At 35.2% G+C, this 23924-nt stretch carries 20 protein-coding genes and 1 pseudogene; 9 read left to right on the top strand and 12 right to left on the bottom strand.

The window, feature by feature from the left end:
• Positions 1–38: 38 nt before the first annotated feature.
• Entirely contained in the window at positions 39–1544 is a 1506-nt protein-coding gene (proP, locus tag AC5LW9_RS05925) for a glycine betaine/L-proline transporter ProP (protein WP_493456497.1), read from the top strand.
• A gap of 433 nt (positions 1545–1977) precedes the next feature.
• On the opposite strand, the gene pgeF is transcribed toward proP, so the two are convergent.
• Both pgeF and rluD read right to left on the bottom strand, forming a co-directional pair.
• Entirely contained in the window at positions 1978–2745 is a 768-nt protein-coding gene (pgeF, locus tag AC5LW9_RS05920; protein ID WP_144092330.1) for a peptidoglycan editing factor PgeF, read from the bottom strand.
• Positions 2746–2753: 8 nt separating this feature from the next.
• Positions 2754–3728 (bottom strand): 23S rRNA pseudouridine(1911/1915/1917) synthase RluD, encoded by a 975-nt coding sequence (gene rluD, locus AC5LW9_RS05915; protein ID WP_198226700.1) that lies wholly within the window; start codon positions 3726–3728, stop codon positions 2754–2756.
• A gap of 92 nt (positions 3729–3820) precedes the next feature.
• On the opposite strand from rluD, the pseudogene bamD reads away from it, so the two are divergent.
• The 6 genes and pseudogenes from bamD to infA all read left to right on the top strand — a co-directional run.
• Positions 3821–4543: pseudogene (gene bamD, locus AC5LW9_RS05910) on the top strand (outer membrane protein assembly factor BamD); the annotation flags it as partial.
• Between the two features lie 301 nt (positions 4544–4844).
• Positions 4845–7427: a leucine--tRNA ligase gene (gene leuS / locus AC5LW9_RS05905; protein ID WP_198226696.1), complete on the top strand. Its 2583-nt coding sequence runs from the start codon at positions 4845–4847 to the stop codon at positions 7425–7427.
• 34 nt (positions 7428–7461) lie between these two features.
• A complete protein-coding gene (lptE, locus tag AC5LW9_RS05900) occupies positions 7462–7956 on the top strand; it encodes an LPS assembly lipoprotein LptE (RefSeq protein ID WP_198226694.1) in 495 nt (164 codons plus the stop codon).
• 8 nt (positions 7957–7964) lie between these two features.
• On the top strand, positions 7965–8969 hold the full coding sequence (gene holA / locus AC5LW9_RS05895; RefSeq protein WP_493456496.1) for a DNA polymerase III subunit delta: 1005 nt from the start codon (positions 7965–7967) through the stop codon (positions 8967–8969).
• Complete coding sequence (gene nadD, locus AC5LW9_RS05890) at positions 8963–9619, top strand: nicotinate-nucleotide adenylyltransferase (RefSeq protein ID WP_039126106.1); 657 nt, start codon at positions 8963–8965, stop codon at positions 9617–9619. The genes holA and nadD overlap by 7 nt, the downstream gene beginning before the upstream one ends.
• Positions 9620–9844: 225 nt before the next feature.
• Positions 9845–10063, top strand: a complete 219-nt coding sequence (infA, locus tag AC5LW9_RS05885; protein ID WP_025315083.1) for a translation initiation factor IF-1 — start codon at positions 9845–9847, stop codon at positions 10061–10063.
• A gap of 107 nt (positions 10064–10170) precedes the next feature.
• On the opposite strand, the gene AC5LW9_RS05880 is transcribed toward infA, so the two are convergent.
• Together AC5LW9_RS05880 and AC5LW9_RS05875 are read right to left on the bottom strand one after the other, a co-directional pair.
• Positions 10171–11613: an amino acid permease gene (locus tag AC5LW9_RS05880; protein WP_144092164.1), complete on the bottom strand. Its 1443-nt coding sequence runs from the start codon at positions 11611–11613 to the stop codon at positions 10171–10173.
• 210 nt (positions 11614–11823) lie between these two features.
• Complete coding sequence (locus AC5LW9_RS05875) at positions 11824–12090, bottom strand: YkgJ family cysteine cluster protein (protein WP_039126113.1); 267 nt, start codon at positions 12088–12090, stop codon at positions 11824–11826.
• Positions 12091–12219: 129 nt separating this feature from the next.
• Between AC5LW9_RS05875 and yeiP the strand changes: the two genes are divergently transcribed.
• Positions 12220–12792, top strand: coding sequence for an elongation factor P-like protein YeiP (gene yeiP, locus AC5LW9_RS05870; RefSeq protein WP_039126116.1), 573 nt, complete (start codon positions 12220–12222; stop codon positions 12790–12792).
• A 14-nt stretch (positions 12793–12806) separates the two neighbouring features.
• Positions 12807–13703, top strand: a complete 897-nt coding sequence (ttcA, locus tag AC5LW9_RS05865) for a tRNA 2-thiocytidine(32) synthetase TtcA (protein WP_198226725.1) — start codon at positions 12807–12809, stop codon at positions 13701–13703.
• 73 nt (positions 13704–13776) lie between these two features.
• On the opposite strand, the gene glnE is transcribed toward ttcA, so the two are convergent.
• The 8 genes from glnE to rplM all read right to left on the bottom strand — a co-directional run bounded on the left by glnE (position 13777) and on the right by rplM (position 23733).
• On the bottom strand, positions 13777–16605 hold the full coding sequence (gene glnE / locus AC5LW9_RS05860) for a bifunctional [glutamate--ammonia ligase]-adenylyl-L-tyrosine phosphorylase/[glutamate--ammonia-ligase] adenylyltransferase (protein ID WP_493456495.1): 2829 nt from the start codon (positions 16603–16605) through the stop codon (positions 13777–13779).
• A gap of 59 nt (positions 16606–16664) precedes the next feature.
• Entirely contained in the window at positions 16665–17606 is a 942-nt protein-coding gene (locus AC5LW9_RS05855) for a CYTH domain-containing protein (protein ID WP_493456494.1), read from the bottom strand.
• 64 nt (positions 17607–17670) lie between these two features.
• Entirely contained in the window at positions 17671–19404 is a 1734-nt protein-coding gene (locus tag AC5LW9_RS05850) for an ABC transporter ATP-binding protein (protein WP_493456493.1), read from the bottom strand.
• On the bottom strand, positions 19397–21265 hold the full coding sequence (locus AC5LW9_RS05845) for an ABC transporter ATP-binding protein (protein ID WP_493456492.1): 1869 nt from the start codon (positions 21263–21265) through the stop codon (positions 19397–19399). Before AC5LW9_RS05845 ends, AC5LW9_RS05850 begins: the two co-directional genes overlap by 8 nt.
• 211 nt (positions 21266–21476) lie before the next feature.
• Complete coding sequence (locus AC5LW9_RS05840; protein ID WP_065737400.1) at positions 21477–21887, bottom strand: ClpXP protease specificity-enhancing factor; 411 nt, start codon at positions 21885–21887, stop codon at positions 21477–21479.
• 47 nt (positions 21888–21934) lie between these two features.
• The gene (locus AC5LW9_RS05835; RefSeq protein WP_198226680.1) at positions 21935–22567 is read right to left on the bottom strand and encodes a glutathione S-transferase N-terminal domain-containing protein; all 633 of its coding nucleotides are present in this window, start codon (positions 22565–22567) and stop codon (positions 21935–21937) included.
• A 333-nt stretch (positions 22568–22900) separates the two neighbouring features.
• Positions 22901–23293 (bottom strand): 30S ribosomal protein S9, encoded by a 393-nt coding sequence (rpsI, locus tag AC5LW9_RS05830; RefSeq protein WP_493456491.1) that lies wholly within the window; start codon positions 23291–23293, stop codon positions 22901–22903.
• Between the two features lie 11 nt (positions 23294–23304).
• The gene (gene rplM, locus AC5LW9_RS05825) at positions 23305–23733 is read right to left on the bottom strand and encodes a 50S ribosomal protein L13 (protein WP_034901369.1); all 429 of its coding nucleotides are present in this window, start codon (positions 23731–23733) and stop codon (positions 23305–23307) included.
• Between the last annotated feature and the right edge of the window lie 191 nt (positions 23734–23924).

Here is a 23924-nt window from a genome sequence, read left to right as displayed (position 1 = left end):
TTTATTTTCATTTATGACATGAAAACAGGCGGTATTCTATGAAGAAAACGATAAAACCGAAAAATCACCCATTAAATATAAATGACATAACAATTATTGATGATAGCAAATTAAAAAAAGCCATTATTGCAGCAGCACTTGGTAACGCAATGGAATGGTTTGATTTTGGCGTATATGGCTTTTTAGCTTATGTATTAGGGCAAGTATTCTTCCCTAATGCTTCACCCAATGTACAAGTAGTTGCTGCATTGGCAACTTTCTCGGTGCCTTTTTTAGTTCGACCATTAGGTGGATTAGTGTTTGGTATATTAGGCGATAAATTTGGTCGGCAAAAAGTACTTTCTGTTACCATAATTATCATGTCATTAAGTACATTTTGTATTGGTATGATTCCTTCCTATGCATCAATTGGCATTACCGCCCCTGTACTATTATTATTGGCTAAATTAGCGCAAGGCTTTTCAATTGGCGGTGAATATTCCGGCGCAGCAATTTTTGTGGCCGAATACTCGCCAGACCGTAAACGAGGTTTCATGGGCAGTTGGTTAGACTTTGGCTCCATAGCGGGTTTTCTAGTAGGTGCGGGCTTAGTCGTGCTATTATCAACTATCCTTGGTGATGCTAAATTCCAACAGTGGGGATGGCGAATTCCATTCTTATTTGCTTTACCATTAGGACTTGTTGGTCTTTATTTACGTCATGCATTAGAAGAGACCCCTGCATTTATGCAACATACTGATTCAATGGATAAAAATGAACAAGCCAATATCGCAAATCCACCTAAAATGACTTTCAAAGAAATTATAACCAAGTATTGGAAAAGTTTATTTGTTTGTGTTGGATTGGTCATTGTCACTAATGTCACTTATTACATGCTACTGACCTATATGCCGAGTTACTTATCACACAATTTAAATTATCATACTGATCATGGTGTATTAATTATTATTGCTATCATGATTGGCATGTTATTTGTGCAACCTATGATAGGGTTGATTAGTGATAAAATAGGACGTAGACCCTTTATAATAGGAGGAAGTTTAGGATTATTTATTCTTTCCTATCCTGCCTTTGTAATGATTAATAGTGATGTGATTGGTCTTATTTTTCTAGGATTATTGATATTAGCAGTTTTGCTAAACTGTTTTACAGGAGTAATGGCATCAATATTACCGGCTATTTTTCCAACCCACATCCGTTACAGCGCATTGGCTATCTCGTTTAATATTTCAGTGTTAATTGCTGGTGCAACACCAACCGTTGCCGCTTGGTTAGTAGAGGAAACTAATAACTTATACATGCCAGCTTACTACTTGATGATTGTTGCATTAGTAGGATTATTTACCGGTATAAAAATGAGAGAAACCGCCAATCAGCCACTAAGAGGTGCAACACCTGCTGCATCAGATCGTTCAGAAGCAAAGGAGATCTTATCGGATCACTTTGATTCCATCGAGCAAAAAGTGGAAGATATCGACGAACAGATAGAAAATCTACAAGAACAACGTCAAGATTTAGTTGATCAACATCCGAAATTAGATTGAGTTTTAGCTTAATTTTGTTTTAATCCTTTTTTTATTATATAGATATTTCTCATAATTAAGGCTTTTATTACAAAAGCCTTAATAAGCTAAAACAAACAATCTGTAAAAAATATTCAGGAGTCTATACCGTTTCATTTTATTTTTAGTCACAATTCATATTAGAAACAAGAATTATGTTATTACACAAGCTTTGTCTTTATAAATCAAATCGTTCGAATTGTGTTAAATTTGATGAATAAACGTTATGGAGCTTCGATAAACTATCTATACTCGAAAATAAATCAAAATTCACATAATTAAATACTCAAGACATAACAAAAATAGAATACTCAGTATTAAATAGGTAAATATTTTTATTTATTTAATTCAAAATTAAATGGTTAAAAAATAAACAATACACAGCTATTTTTATTCCAACTTAATACGTTGCGGTTTAATCAAACCAAATCATTGATGCCATCCGACCAGTCTTATTTTCACGACGATATGAGAAGAATTTATCTTGTTCGGTATAAGTACAATAGTCGCCACCAAACACATGAACAACACCCATAGCTTGCAAACGTTGTTTGGCAATTAAATACAAGTCAGCCAGATATTTTTGCTCGGATGGGTTAATTAAAGTAAAAGCCAATTTAGCGTTAGAATCGACTTTTTCAAATTGATGTTTAACTTCAATACCTACCTCAAATTTTTTTGCACTGATGGCAGGACCCATCCAAGCTAAGATTTCACTCGTTGGACAGACAAATTTTTTAACTGTTTCTTCTAAAATACCATGACATAACCCTCGCCAACCCGCATGGGCAGCGGCGACTTCATCGCCTTTCATTGAACAAAATAACACAGGCAGACAGTCTGCTGTTAGCACAACACTAACTTGCTTGGGTTGATTAGTATAAGAAGCATCGGCTTCAAATGATTGATGAGTATTTATCTTTCCTGTTGGTGCTTGTAAAGCAATTTGTGAAATATCGAGCGCGATAGTGCTATGAGTTTGATTGAGCCAATAAGGTTCACTGGGTATCTGCTGTGCGTTAATGATACGTTTACGATTTTCGGCAACATGATCTAAATTATCATCAGTTCGATTACCCAAATTTAAACTGGCAAATGGCGTTGAACTAACCCCTCCCGTTCTGGTGGTAGTAAACGCATGAATATTTTTAGGTGCAGTCCAATAAGGGTAAATCGATTTAATCATATTTGTTACCAATCCAGTTCATCTTTATGAAGTTCGGTATCTTCCTGTAATGCTTGAATTAATTTTTGCATATCATCAGGAATCGGCGCATGCCACTCCATCTGTTCACCCGTAACAGGATGGAATAGACGTAACATAGTAGCATGCAGTGCTTGCCTGTCAAAATCTCGTAAGGTTTGAATAAATGATTCACTAGCACCTTTTGGTGGTCTTGGACGTCCTCCATATAATGGATCACCAACCAATGGATGCGCTATATGCGACATATGCACACGGATTTGGTGAGTTCGTCCTGTTTCTAAACGTAAGCGTAATCGAGTATGTAACCGATATTTTTCCATTACGCGATAATGGGTAACTGCAGGTTTACCTGTCGGGAATACCGCCATATGCGTTCGTTTAGTCGGATGACGTGTGATAGGTTGATCAATAGTGCCCCCCGCGGTAATAATTCCCATTGCGACAGCTTCGTATTCACGGGTGATTTCACGCAATTGTAATGATTCAACTAAATGGGTTTGGGCGACGATTGTTTTAGCCACAACCATTAAACCTGTAGTATCTTTGTCTAATCGATGCACAATACCCGCACGTGGTACACGCGATATTTCTGGATAATAGTGCAATAAAGCATTTAATACCGTGCCATTAGGATTACCCGCGCCCGGATGTACAACTAAATCGCGCGGTTTATTAATCACTAAAATATCATCATCTTCATAGACAATATTAAGTTTAATATCTTCTGGCTGATGATAAGTTTCTTCCTCAATTTCAGCGCATATACTTATTTTTTCACCGCCAAGAACACGTTCTTTCGGTTTATTGACAATAATATTGTTAACAGTAACTTTATTATTAACGATCCAATCTTTAATTCTAGATCTTGAGTAATCAGGGAAAAGTTCTGATAATGCTTGATCTAAGCGCATTCCTAGCTGGGTTTGTTCAATTTCGGTCGATAATTTTAACTCGTGCATGTGTAATTTATCTATTTTAAGCTGTTAGGTTTTAGAGTATTATATACCAATCATTGCCTTTAATGTTTAATTAAATTTGGACTGAAAAACGAATGAAACTACGTTTACACACTTTATTAGCAATCACTTTAGCTGGCATGCTAATTGGCTGTACTTCTTCCAAACCAGATGTTGAAAATGTATCAGAATTAGATCTTCATAACAAAGCTCGAAGTGAACTCGAAAGTGGCAACATAAAATCCAGTATTACCATATTAGAGACAATCGATAAGAATTATCCATTTGGTCCTTATTCACAACAAGTACAGTTTGATTTGATTTATGCTTACTACAAATCAGGTGATTATCCATTGACTATTGCGTCAATTGACCGTTTTTTAAAATTGAATCCAACGCATCCTAATATAGATTGGATTATCTATATGCGTGGTATTACTAACATGGCACAAGATGATAATACCATTCAAGGTTGGTTTAACGTCGATCGTTCCGATAGAGATCCTGATTTTGCCATGGCCGCATTCAGAGACTTTACCTATCTGGTTTCAAGCTTTCCTGACAGTCCTTATGCAGCTGATGCACAGAAACGTTTGATCTACCTAAAAAACAGATTAGCTCGATACCAATTAAAAATTGCAGAATATTATACCAAACGTGGAGCTTATATTGCAGTGATTAATCGGGTAAGCCGAATGATATCGTTATTTCCTGACACAGATTCAACAAAAACAGCACTTTTATTGATGCGTAATGCTTACAATGAATTAGGTTTAGATAACGAAACCCAAAAAGTTGATGAGTTAATTCAAGCGAATCTCGAAAATATTCCTAAAGAAGAGGAAAAATCATTTTTATCGCGATTTACCAGCATATTTAATGGTGGTTAAAACTTAACGAGCGGAGTTCAACTCCGCTTATTATTTTCGCCATAGCCAGAATTAACGATTATCTTTGGATTGTTTATTTCAATAAGTTAATATTTTTAATCCCCCCTCCCTTTCTTTTTGCTTAACAATTCAGGCTAACCATGCATATAACGTTTGTAAAACACTACAATAACCAATACAATTAGCAAAATATTTTTATTAGCAATAATAGATAGGACATTAATTCGTCATGCAAGAACAATATCGCCCCGATGAAATAGAAGCCACAGTACAAAAACATTGGCTAGAAAATAAAACTTTCCACGTTACAGAAGATCCATCAAAAGAAAAATATTACTGTTTATCGATGCTACCTTACCCTTCTGGGCGTTTACATCTTGGTCATGTTCGTAACTACACAATCGGCGATACCATTTCTCGTTATCAACGTTTAAATGGCAAAAATGTGTTGCAACCTATTGGCTGGGATGCATTTGGTTTACCAGCTGAAGGTGCTGCGGTTAAAAACAATACGGCTCCAGCAAAATGGACCTATGAAAATATTGCTTATATGAAAAAGCAGTTACAATTATTAGGTTTTGGTTATGATTGGGATCGCGAAGTGACTACTTGCCGTCCTGAATATTACAAATGGGAACAATGGTTTTTTACTAAGCTTTATGAAAAAGGTTTAGTCTATAAAAAAACTTCTGCCGTTAACTGGTGTCCAAATGACCAGACTGTACTTGCCAACGAACAAGTAGTGGAAGGTTGCTGCTGGCGTTGTAGTACCCCAGTTGAACGTAAAGAGATCCCACAATGGTTTATTAAAATTACGGAATACGCAGAAGAGTTACTCAATGATTTAGATACATTAGAAAGCTGGCCTGAACAAGTTAAAACTATGCAACGTAACTGGATTGGACGTTCAGAAGGGGTTGAGTTTGATTTTTCTGTTGAAAACTATGCTGATAAATTACGTGTTTATACAACTCGTCCTGATACTTTAATGGGTGTAAGTTTTGTATCGGTTGCAGCCGAACACCCTCTTGCCCAATTAGCCGCACAAAACGATCCTAAAATTGCCGAATTTATTGCCGAATGCAAAAACACTAAAACGGCTGAAGCTGATATGGCGACGATGGAAAAGAAAGGCGTGCCAACAGGCTATTATGCCATTCATCCATTGACTGGCGATAAAGTGCCTGTTTGGATAGCTAATTTTGTGCTAATTGAATATGGTACGGGTGCTGTTATGGCAGTACCTGGTCACGATGAGCGTGATTATGAATTTGCCTCTAAATATAACTTACCAATTAAACCGGTTATCTTAAACCAAGACGGTAATGCACCCGATCTTTCCGAGCAAGCTTATACCGAACATGGCAAATTATTTAATTCGGGCGAATTCGATGGACTTGATTTTGAACAAGCATTCAATGCAATTGCTGATAAGTTAACTTCGCTTGGTATTGGTACTCGTAAAGTCAATTATCGCTTACGTGATTGGGGCGTTTCACGCCAGCGTTATTGGGGTGCACCAATTCCAATGGTTACGCTTGAAGATGGTACCACAATTCCAACACCAGAAGATCAGTTACCGGTGATCTTACCCGAAGATGTCGAAATGAATGGTATCACAAGCCCAATCAAAGCAGATCCTAACTGGGCTAAAACTACGGTTAATGGCCAACCTGCATTACGCGAAACCGACACTTTCGATACATTTATGGAATCTTCTTGGTATTACGCACGTTATACTTGCCCTCATTATGACAAAGGCATGTTAGATGAAAATGCGGCTAACTATTGGTTGCCAGTTGACCAATATGTGGGCGGTATTGAGCATGCAATTATGCATCTTCTCTATTTCAGATTCTTCCATAAATTAATGCGTGATTTTGGTTTAGTTACCTCTGACGAACCAGCCAAACGCTTGCTTTGTCAAGGCATGGTATTAGCTGATGCATTTTATTACACCAGCCCAACTAACGAACGTATTTGGGTTTCACCAACTGAGGTGACCATTGAACGTGATGAAAAAGGTCGCATTGCCAAAGCGGTTGATAGTAAAGGCAATGAACTGGTGCATGCTGGTATGACAAAGATGTCAAAATCCAAAAATAATGGCATTGACCCACAAGAGATGGTCGAAAAATACGGTGCAGATACAGTACGCTTATTTATGATGTTTGCCTCACCGGCTGATATGACACTGGAATGGCAAGAATCTGGCGTTGAAGGAGCCAATCGCTTTATTAAACGTGTATGGCGTTTAGTGTATGAGCACGCACAAAAAGGTCAAACAGTGGAGCTTGATGTTTCAGCTTTAGACAACGATCAAAAATCATTACGTCGTGAATTACATAAAACGATTGCAAAAGTAACTGATGATATTGGTCGTCGTCAAACGTTTAATACAGCAATTGCGGCTGTAATGGAATTAATGAATCGCTTACAAAAAGCGCCGCAAGAATCTGAACAAGACCGAGCATTAATGGACGAAGCGTTAAATGCCATTGTTCGTTTACTTTATCCTATGATGCCTCATGCTTGTTTTGTGATGTGGCAGGCATTAGGTCATAGTGAATCGATTGATGATAGCTTATGGCCAGTTGCTGATGAATCAGCAATGGTTGAAGATGAAAAACTTATTGTGGTACAAATCAATGGTAAAGTACGTGGCAAATTTACCGTGCCAGCAAATGTTGATCAAGATTCGGTCATAGCTCAAGCTAAACAAGAACCAAATATTCAAAAATATTTAGTCGATGTTGCAATTCGAAAAGTGATTTATGTACCTGGTAAATTATTAAATCTTGTTGTTGGTTAATATTGTTTATAACTAAATATAGGCGGTAGTAGATATGAAAAAATATTTAGCTTCTCTCATGTTATTAACGATATCCTTGTCTGGATGCGGATTTCATTTACAACATGAGACAGAAGTACCAACGCGATTTAAAACGATGTCTTATATGAGTTATGATCCTTATGGACGTCTTTCACGAGACATTAAAGAATTATTACACGACAATCATGTTACGTTAACCAACAATGAGGTTTCACAAAGTTATCCTGTATTAAAGGTTGTGAGAGATTCAATGGATCGTAGCACAATATCAATTTATAAAGATGGTAAAGCAGCTGAATATCAATTAGTTTTAACTGTTGAGACACAAGTCATTATCAAAAATGAAAAAATCTATCCTATCAATGTCCGTGTTTTCCGGACATTTTTCGATAATCCTTCAGCCGCGCTTGCCAAAACGACTGAACAAGATTTAATTGAAGATGAAATGTATATGGAAGCAGCAAAACAAATTATTCGTAAATTAAAATCTGTTGATGTCGTAAATTAAAAATTGATATGATTAAAATCAGTGCCGATCAAATCACCACTAAATTAGGATCGCCTTATTACCTGATAATAGGGAATGATCCTTATTTACAACATTATGCGAAAACTCAATTAAAAACTTCATTTAAACAATTAGGTTTTAATGAGCAGCTCCCGTTTAATATAGATAATCAAACCGATTGGTCAACTATCTTCGATAGTTGCCAAGAAATGAATTTATTCTCTGATAATACACTCATTTTTTTGGATTTTGGTGAAAACTCGATAAATGCCAATGTAACCACAAAACTCAATACGTTAAGTGAAATGTTAACTGCTGAGATTGTCTTAATCATCAGTTTAAATAAAATCACTAAAACCAATGAAAATGCACAATGGTATAAAACATTATCTGATAAATTAGTTGTGGTGAGTTGTAATACTCCCGATGAAGTTCAATTACCTAAGTGGCTTTCTAATCATTTGCAACAAAAACAGATGCAAATTGAACCAGAGGCAATTGAGTTACTCTGTTACTATTATGAGGGTAATTTACTCGCTTTAACCCAAATCGTTGAACAATTAAAATTACTTTTTCCAAATCAGACTATCACATATGATCAAGTCGAAAGTAATATTAATGATTCAGCTATATTTACGCCTTATCATTGGATTGATGCAATGGTGTCGCACAAAACTAAGCGCGCAACACACATAATGCAACAACTAAAGATGAATGAGTTTGAACCACTAATTCTATTGCGTGTTATACAACGAGAACTTATCTTACTCATCAATTTGAAAAAAGGATTATCAAACAAATCTTTTAAACAAATTTTTGACGAATATAAAATTTGGCAAAATAAAAGATCCATGTATACCTCTTATTTGAATCGCTTTGATATTAAAGATTTATTTAATACCCTTAAACGACTAACCGAGATTGAAATAAGTTTTAAACATGATAATCAATTACAAATTTGGGATGCTTTATCTGCTTTAACCATGCAATTTATGGGGTTAAATAGATGTTAACAGCGTTGTTTGGTGGTACATTTGATCCCGTACATTATGGACATATACATCCTGCTATCGCCTTAGCCAAAGAAATTGGCTTAACACAAATCAGCTTGTTGCCTAACCAAATCCCTCCACATAAACCACAGCCAGAAGCAACAACAGAACAACGTTTGGCAATGTTAAATTTGGCAGTAGAAGATTTACCTCTATTTTCGATTGATACTCGAGAAATATCATCTGAAAAATTGATGAGACCTTCCTATACAATCGAAACGTTAGAAAAGTGGCGTCAGGAAAATGGTTATCAAAAAGGACTAGCCTTTATTATGGGGCAAGATTCATTATTAAGCTTGCCTACTTGGCATAAATGGCAAACACTGCTTGATTACTGCCATTTGTTAATCTGTCGTAGGCCTGGTTATGCAGAAAAAACCGATAATATCGAGTTACAAAATTGGATAACCACACATCAAACAAAAAATATTAAAGATTTACACGATAATCCATGTGGATACATTTTTTTTGCTCATACGCCACTTGAAAATATTTCGGCGACAGAAATCAGACAAAATATCAACAATAAACAAAACTATGAAAATTTGTTACCAGCCAAAGTTTGGCATTATATTCATCAAAATGCACTTTATAACGCAAAGAAAAAGTAGAAAGGACTTTACATCTGACAGTTTTTTCGGCATTATTTTGCCGCTAAGTTTATATATTCTAAATTCAGTTTTTTTATGTTTATACGTTAATTTGCTAAATCCTATTATAAACAACCGATATGGTTACGAAAAAGTTTAGAGCTTTTTCATGCACACGTTAACAGTGTGAAATAAGACTAGCACTTTAAGTATATTTAATTTGTATTTATTATTTAAGAGGCCCCAATGGCAAAAGAAGATAACATTGAAATGCAAGGTACAATACTTGATACACTCCCAAACACGATGTTTCGTGTTGAACTTGAAAATGGTCATGTTGTTACTGCACATATTTCTGGTAAGATGCGAAAAAATTATATTCGTATTTTAACTGGTGATAAAGTGACTGTTGAAATGACGCCTTACGATCTATCCAAAGCACGTATCATATTCCGTAGTCGCTAATATCGTTATCAAAATAAATAACACAACAGATTATTTATCTCTTTCTTAATAAAAAGGCCGTCGACAGATGTCGACGGAAATTAGGAAGTTTTGGAAAATCTGGGATATTAATCAGCTTTAGAAAAATCCATCTCATCGTATTTTACCCATTTAGTCTTTTTAACTATTTTGTAGGTAAAATAAATTGCAAAGAATAATGGGATACCAATGTAAGTTGCAATCACACCATTCCAATCTATAGTATCTTGTAAGAACGCTTCATAATTTTGTCCTAACGTAATAATTAAGCATAATACAAATGCAAAAATAGGACCAAATGGGAAACAACTTGAACGATAAGGTAATTTACTGACATCGTTACCTTGAATGGTGTAACCCTTTCTAAAGCGATAATGGCTAATTGCAATACCAAGCCAAGCAATAAATCCTGTCATACCTGACATATTAAGTAACCACAAATAAACGGCCTGATCTTTATACATTGAAGTTAAAAAACAGAGCATCGCGACAAATGTGGTTGCTAACAATGCTGCTCGTGGTACACCTGATGAGGATAATTTAGCAAAGATTTTCGGCGCTTTGCCTTCTCGAGCAAGTGCATAAAGCATACGCGTTGATGCATAAAGACCCGAATTACCAGCTGATAAAACCGAAGTTAAAATAACGGCATTCATTAGTGCTGCCGCAGACAGTAGTCCTGCATGTTGAAATACCAACGTAAACGGACTAACACTTATATCCGTTTCATCATTGCGTAGTAAATTAGGATCGGTATAAGGAATAATTAAACTAATAACTAAAATTGCAAAGATATAAAATAGTAATATACGCCAAAATACTTGTCGCATAGCTCTTGGTATATTTTTTTCAGGATCCTTTGATTCACCCGCAGCAATACCGATTAATTCGGTACCTTGGAATGAAAACCCAACCACCATTGCGACTCCAATCATTGAAGAAAATCCACCAACAAAAGGTGCATCACCTACTTGCCAGTTTTGCCAACCTGCACTTTCTGCACCGCGTAAAATGCCAATTATCATCAACAAACCAACTACGATAAAGACAATAACAGTGACAACTTTAATTAATGAAAACCAAAACTCAGCTTCACCAAAACCTTTAACAGAAATATAATTTAAACAAAATATAATGCTTAAAAATAGTAAGCTCCATAACCAACTGTAAGCCCCTGCATCAATCCAATATGAGATAACGAGCTGTGCGGCAACTAAATCAACCGCAACGGTAATGGCCCAGTTATACCAGTAGTTCCAACCGATTGCGAAACCAAAAGCTTCATCAACATAACGTGCGCCATAAGTTGCGAATGTTCCTGAAACAGGTAAATAGGCGGCAAGTTCGCCAAGACTGGTCATTAAAAAGTATACCATCACACCAATAATGGCATATGACAGTAGCGCACCACCTGGACCTGCTTGGGCAACGGTTGCACCCGATGCAACAAATAGCCCTGTTCCGATTGAACCGCCGATAGCAATCATCGTTAAATGACGAGCTTTTAAATCTCGTTTTAATTTATTTTTCATAACAATGTTCTTCTGTTTATTGATATTAAATTTAATAGAAAAAACGGCTATCAATTAAGATATTTCCTAATCTGAAGATAGCGAAAATTAATTCTATAATTACTGATATTTATTACTAGATATTGAAGTGCGGTGAAGTTTATCAAAAAAACAACTTTGCGAGATAAATAATTCTAATAATCGATCTGGTTTATTAAATTTATGCAATACTCAATTGCTAGTCAACTGTTCTAATTGAGTTAAATAATGCATAGCTTGTTCTCGATTATTGCCACACATTTCAAAACAGGGTTTTAATCGACCACAAACTATCGGTCTTGATGATTTTTGAAAAAGACCACACTGATAATTATTATCCAAATGAATGCATGCAATGCCCGCAGGTTTGCCATTAGGCATACCGGGAATTGCAGATGAAATTGAGGGAGCAATACAGCAAGCGCCACAATTTTTTCGACATTCATATGAATCTGCCATAGTATTTCCTTTATTTTAAAGTTCTGCGATAAATTTTGATGGTGACAATAGCAAGTTAGCGGTAAAATAGCGAGCTAATTTTTTACCTTATCTAACCTTTATTATCATTAATTGTGAAGAATAAATATTATGGCTAAAGCAAATGAAATAAAACGTGGCGATGCGGTCACGTACAATGGAAAACTTCTTCTTGTAAAAGATATCGATGTTCAAAGCCCGAGTGCTCGTGGTGCCAGTACGCTGTATAAAATGCGTTTTACCGATGTAAAAAATGGTGGTAAAGTGGAAGAACGCTTCAAAGGTGACGATATTATCGAAACCATTGAGCTTTCTCGTCGTCCAGTTAGTTTTTCTTATATCGATGGTGATGAATATGTGTTTATGGACAATGAAGACTACACACCATTTATCTTCAAAAAAGAACAAATTGAAGAAGAGTTACTATTCATTCCAGAAGGCGGTATGAGTGGCATTCAGGTATTGATGGCTGATGGTGACGTGATTGCCTTAGAATTACCGCAAACGGTAGATTTAGAAATTATCGAAACTTCACCAAGTATTAAAGGTGCTTCAGCAAGTGCTCGCACTAAACCCGCAACATTATCAACAGGTCTTGTTATTCAAGTACCTGAATATATTGACAACAATGAAAAAATTAAAATTCATATCGCTGAACGTCGTTACATGAGCCGTGCTGAGTAATCTATAAAATTGTGATGAATACATATAATCAAAATAAACTACATAAACGATTGCGTCGCCTAACCGGCGAGGCAATTGCCGATTTTAATATGATCGAAGATGGCGATCGTATTATGGTTTGTTTATCAGGTGGTAAAGATAGTTATACCTTGCTTGATATCCTTATTAATTTGAAAATAAGCGCGCCAGTCAATTTTGAATTAGTGGCGGTAAATTTAGATCAAAAGCAACCAGGATTTCCTGAACATATCCTACCTCAATATTTAGAATCATTAGGTATCGAGTATAAGATTGTACAGGAGAATACTTATGGCATTGTGAAAGAAAAGATCCCAGAAGGTAAAACTACTTGTTCGCTTTGCTCACGCTTACGACGTGGAATTTTATACCGTACAGCAACCGAACTGGGTGCGACCAAAATAGCATTAGGGCATCATCGTGATGATATTTTAGAAACTCTGTTTTTAAATATGTTCTATGGTGGCAAGCTTAAAGCCATGCCACCCAAATTGATGAATGATTCTGGTGAACATATTATCATCCGTCCACTTGCTTATTGCAAAGAAAAGGATATTGCCAAATATGCTGAAATTAAGCAATTTCCAATTATTCCTTGTAATCTTTGTGGTTCACAACCTAACTTACAACGTCAAGTCATTAAAGAGATGCTTAATGAGTGGGATAAAAAATTCCCAGGGCGCATTGAAACCATGTTCCGTGCTACCCAAAATATCACTCTGTCTCACCTGTGTGACACAAACCTTTTTGATTTTAAAGGAATCAAAAAAGGGGATGATGCCATTAATGGTGGTGATATCGCTTTTGACCGAGAAGACATTGCTCCTGCAATAGGTTTTGATGCATCAGAACTTGAAGAGCAAGATATGATTTTGTGGAAAGAAGCAAAATAACCTGTTAGTGAATTTTTGACATCCATTATCGGCTAAATAAACACTATTAACCGATAATGGTTCACCTAAACAATTACATTAACCACTTTTGCCAACTTTGTTTAACAATCTGTTTTTCTCGATAAAATTGTGAACTGTTGACCGTACTTGGTAATAGTTGCAATGCAAGTTGATGAATTTGATTACGCATATCAATATAAGCTTGAGTCAATTGTTCTGCTTCATCACTGTCCATAATTTGGTAATGAGTGGCTAGCTCTAAAATTCGTACATTATCACTCCAATTTGTCATTTTAGGGTGTGAATTAGCATAATTGAGTACCAAATATTGTGATAAAAATTCGATGTCACCAATACCTCCCTCATCAATTTTCAGGTTAAATAGTTCAGCTTGCGTCGTTCCTAAGTGATTTCGCATTTTTTCACGCATTTGCCTAACTTCGGTTTTTAATTGATTTTCATCTCGTGGTTTGCAAAGCACATCATGACGGATTTGGTTAAAACGTTTTATGAGATCATTTTCACCATATACCGCTCGAGCTCGTACCAGCGCTTGGTGTTCCCATGTCCATGCTTCATTCATTTGATAATCCGCAAAGGAATCTAAACTACACGCAAGTAAACCTGCATCACCTTGTGGACGTAATCTGACATCTACTTCATAAAGAATACCGAAACTAGTGCGCACATTAAATAAATGGATAATGCGTTGCACTAAGCGTAAATAAAATTGACGACTATCAATCTGTTTGTCACCATTGGTAACACTATTTGCAGGGCAATCATGCAAAAAAACTAAATCCAGATCCGAACCGTAACCCAGCTCCCAGCCCCCCAATTTACCATAAGCAACCACAACTAATCCTTTATGATTATCAGCTAAGTGAGCGGGTTTACCATAACGTTCGACCATCTGACTCCAAGCCATTTGTACAACAAAATCAAGTAATGCTTCCGCCACATAAGTAAGGTGATCACTTACTTTCATAGTGGTTAATATATGTTCCACATCTGCCGCAGCAATGTGCAGTAATTGCATCTGCTTAAATTGGCGTAAGGCTTCTAATTGCTGTTCTTCATCGTCAACGTGAATACGTAATAAGTATTGATAAAGTTGACTTTTATACTCATTAGGTTCAATCGTTTGATAAAGTGAATTAATATCAATTAATTCATCTAATAAAATCGGATAGTGAGCCAGTTGATCACTAATCATAGGAGAGGCACTACATAGACGGATCAACTGCTTTAATGCACTCGGATATTCAAGCAATAGCTCTAAATAGGTCGTACGACTAACAATATTAACCAACAAAGGCAATATGCGTGAAAATACCATAATTGCCTGTTGTCCATTACAAATAGCATCTAATAAACGAGGCATGAGTTGATCGAGTATTTCACGCCCACGCACACCTATTGTCCGTTTGCCAATATCATTACGAAATTGGATGAGCATCTGATAAAGTTGCTCTGCATCACTATCAGAATAGTTTGGCAATACAGTTTTTATATCGCTTAATTGCAAATCAGGTACCCATAATTCATCAAACAGATCATTGTATTGTTTTGTGTTTGGAACAGACTCTGAATCATCATTACCAATAAGAGCATTGAATATCAAGCGATTTTGTTGCATACGCACAGTTAATTGTTCAATAAACTCAGACCAATTGGTAAATCCCATATTGGTAGCTAAACGAATTTGATCGAGCTCTTCTTCTGGTAATGTTTGGGTTTGTTCATCATTAATGGCTTGCAGTAAATTTTCGCAGCGACGTAAAAATAAGTAGTTATTACGCAATTGAGCCACTTCATTAGTATCAAGCAATGATTCTTGTTCAATTACTTGTAAGGCGGTAAGCAGAGAACGTGTCTGTAGCCCAATGACACGGCCACCGCGAATCAGTTGAAAAACCTGTACAATGAACTCGATTTCACGAATGCCTCCAGCACCTAATTTAATATTATTTTTTAAACCACGTCGGCGTACTTCACGTTCAATCATGCTTTTCATATTACGTAAAGATTGCAAAACACTAAAATCAATGTAACGACGATAGACAAAAGGTTTAAGCATTTGGTAAAGTTCTTTGGTGTAAGGATCTTGCTGATCACCTAACACTTTGGCTTTTACCATAGCATAACGTTCCCAATCTCGCCCTTGTTCTTGATAATAATCTTCCATAGATGAAAAACTTAAGACTAATGGCCCACCCTCACCAAGTGGACGTAATCGCATATCAACACGATAGACAAAACCGTCTTCGGTAATACTATCAAGCGCTTTTATTAAACGTTGTCCTAAACGGGTAAAAAATACAGCATTATCCAGTTCTCGCCTGCCACCTTGCGTTTGCCCATGTTCAGGATAAGTAAAAATTAAATCAATGTCAGAGGAAAAATTCAGTTCTCCTCCCCCTAGTTTTCCCATACCCAATACGAGCAAAGGTTGAGGTTCACCTTGATGACTACACGGTGTCCCCCACTCTTTACAACTTAATTCATACAACCAATCACGTGCCGTTACAATAATGACTTCAGCGAGTTCACTTAATTGACTTAATATTTGTTCATCGCTACTAGTATAAGTTAATTGTGACCATTCAAGTCTGACTAAGATATAACGTCTAAATAATCTCAATGCTTTCATTAATGCCGTTTCATCCAATACCGATGTTAAGTGTTCATTAAGCCATTGTTGATAATAACGTCTTTCATCAGCTTGTGGCGGATGATTAATAATATTTGTAAGCCACTGTGGATATCGATAAAAAGCATCTACTATAAAATCACTTTGTACCAAAATATTAAGATTATCCTGTACGAAAACAGAATTACATTGTGATAGCTGTGATGTTATTTTCTGTTTTTGTTGATTCAAAATTTCAGATTGTGACATATCCCTCTCTCGCATTGATGACGTTATCGACTCGTCCTATTTATCATAAAATCATAACATTACTCTTTATTTAACCGTGCAACTAGCAGTAGTTTTAATACTGTATTTATTGGGCTATAAGCAAAATCATAAACGGAGTGAATATTAGTGATTGCTTGTTGCCACTGTTTAAATTCAGATTCTTGTGCAATATCGTGATTAGCTAGTATTTCGTTTATTTGAATTAAGAGTTGTTGATAAAACGCTAGATCATTATTTTCGAGTGCATACTCTTCGTTTTGTTGCCAAAAATTTAATAAGCTTGATAAATCATGTTTAATTTGCAGGCTAAAAGGAGCGCGATTAACAGGCGCGTTTTTTAATAATCGATAACCGCGAGAGGCCTTACTTTGAGAAAAGAGATGTAGGTTAAATCTACTTAATTCAATAGCAAAATTGATTAAATCATGTTTATTACCTTGTTTTATTTCTAACTCAACTTCTTGTATCGATTTTGATTCTCCATTAGCAATGATTTCACCTTGATCTAAAGCGACTTCTATTTCGCTATTGGCAAATGAAATTAACCATGTTTGCCGATCAAAATGTGTTGTAAATAGTGGACGCAGCATTTTTTGTAAATTTTCGATATTACAATCTTTAGGAAAAGCATCGCTTGGGAGCAAAGTTAAATCAAGATAGTTGTCTGGTAAGCTAGCATTATATTCAGATCGTTCATGTAAACCTGCAACGGCTTTGTTACCATGCTTTACGGTAATCTCAAATTGTTTACTGAGCTTGTCTTGTGTTCCCCTAATCCGTAAACCACACCCATTAGAACGTAAATAGTAATCTTGAGTATCATAATAGGTATTAAAAAGTTTAAGTTCGTGAATATTGTTTTGAATTTTTGAAGAGGATTCAAATTCAGCTTGATCACAACTTACCCATTGATTTAAAAAATTTTTTAAATCATGAATATCTTTAGTTGCAATTTCAAATTTTAATTCGATTTCTTTCATTATGTTCAGGTAAATCAGTTAATTTTTTATATCATATACCGATTTACCCAAGAAATACACTTAATCAATTACTGACAGAAAACTCTTGTTTTTGCAGAGAATAAAGTCTGGCAAATAAACCATTGTTATCGATTAATTGTTGGTAGCTACCCTGTTCAACAATACGGCCTTTATCTAATACAATAATTTGATCGGCCGTGATAATTGTTTTTAAACGATGGGCAATTACAATCACAGTTCGATCTTTAACTAATTCTGAAATGGCTTGTTGTATATAAACTTCATTTTCAGGATCAAGTGATGCAGTTGCTTCATCCAGCAGTACAATTGGAGCATTCTTTAATAATGCTCTTGCTATTGATATTCGCTGTCTTTCGCCACCCGATAGCTTACTGCCATTTTCACCAACTAAAGTATCCCAGCCATGAGGTAAACGAGCAATCAACTCATCACATCGAGCTTTTTTGGCTGCAAGTTTAACCTCTTCATCGCTCGCATCATGTCGACCGATACGAATATTATTTAAAATGGTATCATCGAATAAAATAACATTTTGAAATACAAACGACACACTGCGCATCAACGTCTCCGGATCGATGGTTTTAATATCATTACCGTCAATACTAATCACGCCTTTATTGACATCCCAAAAACGAGCAATTAATTGTAATAACGTGCTTTTACCGCTTCCTGAAGGCCCTACTAACGCAGTCATTTTGTTTGACGGAATAACACAACTCAGATCATTAATAACAGTTTTTTGCTTATATGAAAAATTAATGTGATCTATGGTAACACTAAAATTTTTCAACAAAACATCATCTCGACCTTCCATTATTGGTTCTGTTTGTAAACTTTTCATCCGTTCAATAGATGTCAGCATATAAAAAAGCTCAGGTAATAGCGTTAATACAGAAATTAAAGGGCTGTATATGCGTGAACCAATAACGATAAAGGCTAAAAATGTTATCGGATCTAAACTACCAATAACGATCAACTTCACACCGACTAAAACAACTATGCCCAAACCTACCTGCAAAATCAAAGTAGATAACGCGACAAAAATTCCACTTACACCTTCAAATTTGATCGATGCCCACATCATATTTTTAAGCGCTCTATCCAGTGTTTTAAATTTTTCACCACTAATACCAAAGCCTTTGATGATTTTAATTCCATCAAGATATTCTTGAACCTCATTTGAGACAGCTAATTTACTTTGTACTTGTTTTTCGCCTAATTTTTTTTCAAAACCTTTACCGATAAGCATAATTAAAAATGCAATAGGTAAAGTACAAAAGATAGCACTTGCCATTCTCCAATCGTAAAAAGCTAATAAAGCACAAGTAATAACACTACTGCATGAATAACCAATTAATTGGGGAATGACATGACTCAACATGTTCTCAATTGTTGCACAATCACCCATAATATTAGTTGTTAGTTCAGATAAATCTTTACGATTAAAAAAACTAAGTGGAAGTTTTCTAATTTTCTCTGCCACTTCTATGCGAGTATTTGCTGCCTGTCCAAACGCATTTGCATAAGTTTTTTTATATTCTCTTTGATAACAAAATAAAAAAAGTAAACTAGATAATATGCCTAACCCTATCATTAACCATAAATAACTCTTATTTACTGCTAAATGACTTGTTAACGGGGTAATTAACGAGACAATGACTTGCAATAGAATAATAAACGGTAACATCAATGTAAGATTTGAGATCGTACATGCAATGATAGCTTGTCTTAAATTTTCACTTCCTGTATCGGATAACATCAATAATCGCTTAAACATTTTCTGACCCCTGCTGATAACTTATTTGCTCATCATTATTTGACTTACTCATATCAGAATGATGCATTTGCCAATCTAATGTTTGCTGATAATATTGCCACATCTTGTAGTAGGTTCCCTTATTTGAAAATAGTTGTTCATGTGTTCCTGACTCAGCAATATTTCCTTTGTCTAATACGATGATCTTATTAGCATCTCGTATTGTTGATAGACGGTGAGCTATCATAATGACCGTTTTATTTTTCATTAATGCTTTCATTGCTAATTGAATTTTGCTCTCATTTTCAGGATCGGCAAATGAAGTGGCTTCATCAAGGATTAAAATTGGAGAATTTTTTAATAGTGCTCGAGCGATAGCCAGTCGTTGCATTTCACCCCCAGAAAGATGTATACCATCAGATCCAATAATTGAATCATAACCATTTGGTAATTTTTCAATGAATTCATGGCATTGAGCAGTTTTAGCAACCGCAATAACTTCATTAATTGTTGCGTCAGGTTTACCGATCCGAATGTTGTTTATTACACTTTGCTTGAATAAAAACACATCTTGAAAAACAAAACTTACTAAAGATAATAAATAATCACTATTCATCTGTTTTAAATCAACATGACCAATTGTAATAAGGCCCTCATCTGGGTCATAAAATCGTGGAATGAGTAAGGATATGGTACTTTTGCCACTGCCTGATAAACCGACTAAAGCCGTTATTTCACCTTGTTTAGCAGTAAATGAAATATGGTTAAGCGCGTTATTACTTTCGGTTGGATTTGATACCTGTTCATCATGATAAGAAAAACACACATTATCAAATTGAATATCGTAGCTTGCAACTTTCAGCTCCTCTTTGGGTTCGCTAAGAGGAGGAACATTTAATACCTCATCCATATTTTGTACGCTTTTAACTGTTTTTTGAAATCCTTGAGTTACATATATCAATTTGAAAAATGGTGCAGGTAATCCTAAAGAAAAAATCAAATAAAAAATGGCTGACAAAATGAAATTAGCGTAATTATCCGTATCACTGATCAAAAAGATAACAACTGGAACAATAAAGAGATAAATACTATTTAATAACAATATAAAAAATGCCATGTGGTATTTAAAACAATATATAAATTTTAAACAATAAAATTGATAAGCTTTAATCGCGTCATTAAATCGTTTAAATGAAAAAAATGTCTGATTGAAAGCCTTTATAACGGTAATACCTCTTATATATTCAACTGAAGCATGACTCATTTCAATCAATTTTTTTTGCAACTCTTGTTGATTGGTTTTGATATCCTTACGTCGATAGCCACTAATTAATACGATATAGGCAAGGATAATTGGTACTAACGTTGCTAAACCTAATCGCCAATCGAAAACGGCTAGAATCACCAAAATAACCACAGGAGAAGCAAAGGATCCAATCATATCGGGCAATTGATGAGCAATAAATTGTTCAATTTTTTCGATATCGTCATCCACGATTTTTCTAAGCTCGCCACTAGAATGGTTTGTATGAAAGCCTAAAGGTAAACAGGATAAATAACGAATAAAGTTGTATTTAAGATTATAAAGTGTTTTAAATGCAACAATATGTGATAAGCATAACGCTAGGAAATTAAAAACAATCGCTAATGCAGCAGCCATAAATGCCAGCCAGCCATAACTAATAATTAATTCGCTATTTAATTCTGTTTGATGACTGATGCTCACTATAATTTCACAAACAATGAAATAGATGGCAATGAATGGTACAAATGAAGTGATGACACTAAAAATAGAGAATAAACAGGAAAAAATCATTAAAGTTTTATAAGTAAATGCTAATTTCCACAAGCGAGAACTTGGATTGATATCAGTTGAATTCATGACATAACACGCACGCATTTTGATGTTAATAATAATCATTATCAATTATAAGAAATTAAAATGATAATAAGTTTTATCTCTTCATTTGATAAATGATAACTATTAATATTTCAAATTGCATTGATTTATTATGTTACTTATTGCCCGTTAGTTAAGCGGGCGTTAATAGACATTGAGATTTAAATCTGGAAAATAATTTTGTTATTAAAAATTATTTTACCACTCTAAATGGATTGGCCTTTTTTGCAGGAGGTGTTTCGGATTGATTATTTTGTTTTTCTTGTAACGCTCGATATTGAGGTTCATCCTCAAATCCCATCCCTACTCCATTTTCACGAGCATAGATAGCTTCAACCGCAGCCATAGGAACAACAATATGTTGTGGCACACCAGAAAAACGGGCATTAAACTCAATTTGCTCATTATTTGATACATATTGACCTACAGATTGTGGTGCAATATTTAGCACTATCTGATTATTCTGTACAAACTCTTGTGGAACCAATACTCCATAGACAGAAGTATTCACCACAATATAGGGCGTTAAATCATTATCCAGAATCCAATCATAAAAAGCCCTAAATAAATAAGGCCGACGTGGAGTCATTTGCTCAAGTTCCATAAAAATACCTTGTATAAAAAATAGTGCAAATCAGATAAAATTATTTATTATGCTCTCATCTTTCTTTCATCGTCAGTAAGAGACTGAATAAAAGCAGGACGTTCAAAAATGCGTGCCATATAATTTAAATAATTTTTCTCAGCAACTTTTGGTAATTCAATATTAAGCATTGGTAAACGCCATAATAATGGAGCAAAATAACAATCACATAAAGTGAAATCATCACTCATAAAATAATCTTTTTCTTTAAAAATAACTGAGATTGAAACAAGATCATCCAATAAATTTTTTCGGGCTGTTTTAGCTGCATTGCTATTAGGATCGGCAATAATTGTTTCGTAAGCGGCATACCACTCTTTTTTGATACGATACATCGTTAAACGTGCATTTGCTCGAAGAATAGGATAAACAGGCATTAAAGGAGGATGTGGGAATCGTTCATCTAGATATTCTAATGCGATATGAGGCTCGTATAAAGTAAGATCGCGATCAATTAAAGTTGGGATATTAGCGTATGGATTAAGATCCAATAATTCTTGAGGTAAATCATCTGCGGTTACAAACTCGATTTCAGCAGTCACACCTTTTTCTGCCAATACAAAACGAATCTGATGGCCGTAAATATCTGTTGTATCACAAAATAGTGTCATAACAGAACGTTTATTAACAGCAACAACCATGTTCACTCCCAATAAGCAAAGTTAAAATAAGTTAGTTAAGTCACTATTCTAACAAATTGGATAACAAATTTGTTAAAAAAATGCATTTTATTACTATCTTTCTTGTATTGAAAAATTTTTTGACAAGAAGTTTAAGGTTAGCTATACGTTTTAGTAAAAATAATCGTTCTTATGAGTAGCAATAATTAAATTAAAAATCTGAATGTTATATTACAAAAAAGCTAAGTTACACTTAGTCAATCATCTTAATGACTATTTTAGATAAACAATAATTTGACATAAAAAAACCCAGCTTTTGGCTGGGTTTTGAAAACAATTTTGTAACGTATGCAATTAACGTTTGCTGAATTGTGGACGACGACGTGCTTTGCGTAGACCCACTTTTTTACGTTCAACTTGACGAGCATCACGAGTAACAAAGCCTGCTTGACGTAATGCAGAACGTAATGTTTCATCATATCCCATTAATGCACGAGTAATACCGTGACGAATTGCACCAGCTTGACCTGAAATACCGCCACCTTTAACAGTGATGTATAGATCAAGTTTGTCAGTCATTTCAACTAACTCTAAAGGTTGCATAACAACCATACGAGCAGTATCACGACCAAAGTATTGCTCTAATGAACGTTTATTAATAACGATATTTCCACTACCTGGTTTAATAAACACGCGAGCAGCAGAACTTTTGCGGCGACCTGTGCCGTAATATTGATTATCAGCCATCTTCTATCCCCTTAAATATCTAATACTTGCGGTTGTTGTGCCGCATGATTGTGCTCACTACCAGCATAAACTTTTAGTTTACGGTACATTGCACGACCAAGAGGACCTTTCGGTAACATGCCTTTTACAGCAATTTCGATGACTTGTTCAGGATGACGTTCAATCATTTCTTTAAAAGTCGCTTCTTTAAGTCCACCGATGTAGCCAGTATGACGATAATAAATCTTATCAGTGCGTTTTTTGCCTGTTACAGCAACTTTTTCTGCATTGATAACAATGATATAGTCACCTGTATCAACATGTGGTGTGTATTCTGCTTTGTGTTTACCACGCAAACGGCTTGCGATTTCAGTAGCTAAACGACCTAACGTTTTACCTGCTGCATCAACAACATACCAGTCGCGTTTAACTGTTTCTGGTTTAGCTGAAAAAGTACTCATTCGTAATTATCCAATTTTTAATTAATCTCACGTTAATAAATCATTTGATTTATTTACACTTTTTGATTGTTGCTATTAACTAACTAACCCCTTCGAGTTGTTACATTAACTTTGACAACCGAAAACAACGTTGGGAAAAACGTTGTTGTAACGTGGGTGCCGATATTATACAGAAATAATATAAAAGCGCT

It is taken from the genome of Gilliamella sp. LMG 34360 (assembly GCF_984568995.1).
This window is presented reverse-complemented; position numbering and strand designations above follow the sequence as displayed.

Excerpts from the sequence above, each read along its gene's own strand:
- lptE (WP_198226694.1), top strand. The coding sequence starts at position 7,462 with ATGAAAAAATATTTAGCTTCTCTCATGTTATTAACGATATCCTTGTCT.
- rplM (WP_034901369.1), bottom strand. The coding sequence starts at position 23,733 with ATGAGTACTTTTTCAGCTAAACCAGAAACAGTTAAACGCGACTGGTAT.
- glnE (WP_493456495.1), bottom strand. The coding sequence starts at position 16,605 with ATGTCACAATCTGAAATTTTGAATCAACAAAAACAGAAAATAACATCA.
- nadD (WP_039126106.1), top strand. The coding sequence starts at position 8,963 with ATGTTAACAGCGTTGTTTGGTGGTACATTTGATCCCGTACATTATGGA.
- AC5LW9_RS05855 (WP_493456494.1), bottom strand. The coding sequence starts at position 17,606 with ATGAAAGAAATCGAATTAAAATTTGAAATTGCAACTAAAGATATTCAT.
- proP (WP_493456497.1), top strand. The coding sequence starts at position 39 with ATGAAGAAAACGATAAAACCGAAAAATCACCCATTAAATATAAATGAC.
- ttcA (WP_198226725.1), top strand. The coding sequence starts at position 12,807 with ATGAATACATATAATCAAAATAAACTACATAAACGATTGCGTCGCCTA.
- rpsI (WP_493456491.1), bottom strand. The coding sequence starts at position 23,293 with ATGGCTGATAATCAATATTACGGCACAGGTCGCCGCAAAAGTTCTGCT.
- yeiP (WP_039126116.1), top strand. The coding sequence starts at position 12,220 with ATGGCTAAAGCAAATGAAATAAAACGTGGCGATGCGGTCACGTACAAT.
- holA (WP_493456496.1), top strand. The coding sequence starts at position 7,965 with ATGATTAAAATCAGTGCCGATCAAATCACCACTAAATTAGGATCGCCT.
- AC5LW9_RS05880 (WP_144092164.1), bottom strand. The coding sequence starts at position 11,613 with ATGAAAAATAAATTAAAACGAGATTTAAAAGCTCGTCATTTAACGATG.
- AC5LW9_RS05875 (WP_039126113.1), bottom strand. The coding sequence starts at position 12,090 with ATGGCAGATTCATATGAATGTCGAAAAAATTGTGGCGCTTGCTGTATT.
- rluD (WP_198226700.1), bottom strand. The coding sequence starts at position 3,728 with ATGCACGAGTTAAAATTATCGACCGAAATTGAACAAACCCAGCTAGGA.
- AC5LW9_RS05835 (WP_198226680.1), bottom strand. The coding sequence starts at position 22,567 with ATGGTTGTTGCTGTTAATAAACGTTCTGTTATGACACTATTTTGTGAT.
- AC5LW9_RS05845 (WP_493456492.1), bottom strand. The coding sequence starts at position 21,265 with ATGAATTCAACTGATATCAATCCAAGTTCTCGCTTGTGGAAATTAGCA.
- leuS (WP_198226696.1), top strand. The coding sequence starts at position 4,845 with ATGCAAGAACAATATCGCCCCGATGAAATAGAAGCCACAGTACAAAAA.
- AC5LW9_RS05840 (WP_065737400.1), bottom strand. The coding sequence starts at position 21,887 with ATGGAACTTGAGCAAATGACTCCACGTCGGCCTTATTTATTTAGGGCT.
- AC5LW9_RS05850 (WP_493456493.1), bottom strand. The coding sequence starts at position 19,404 with ATGTTTAAGCGATTATTGATGTTATCCGATACAGGAAGTGAAAATTTA.
- infA (WP_025315083.1), top strand. The coding sequence starts at position 9,845 with ATGGCAAAAGAAGATAACATTGAAATGCAAGGTACAATACTTGATACA.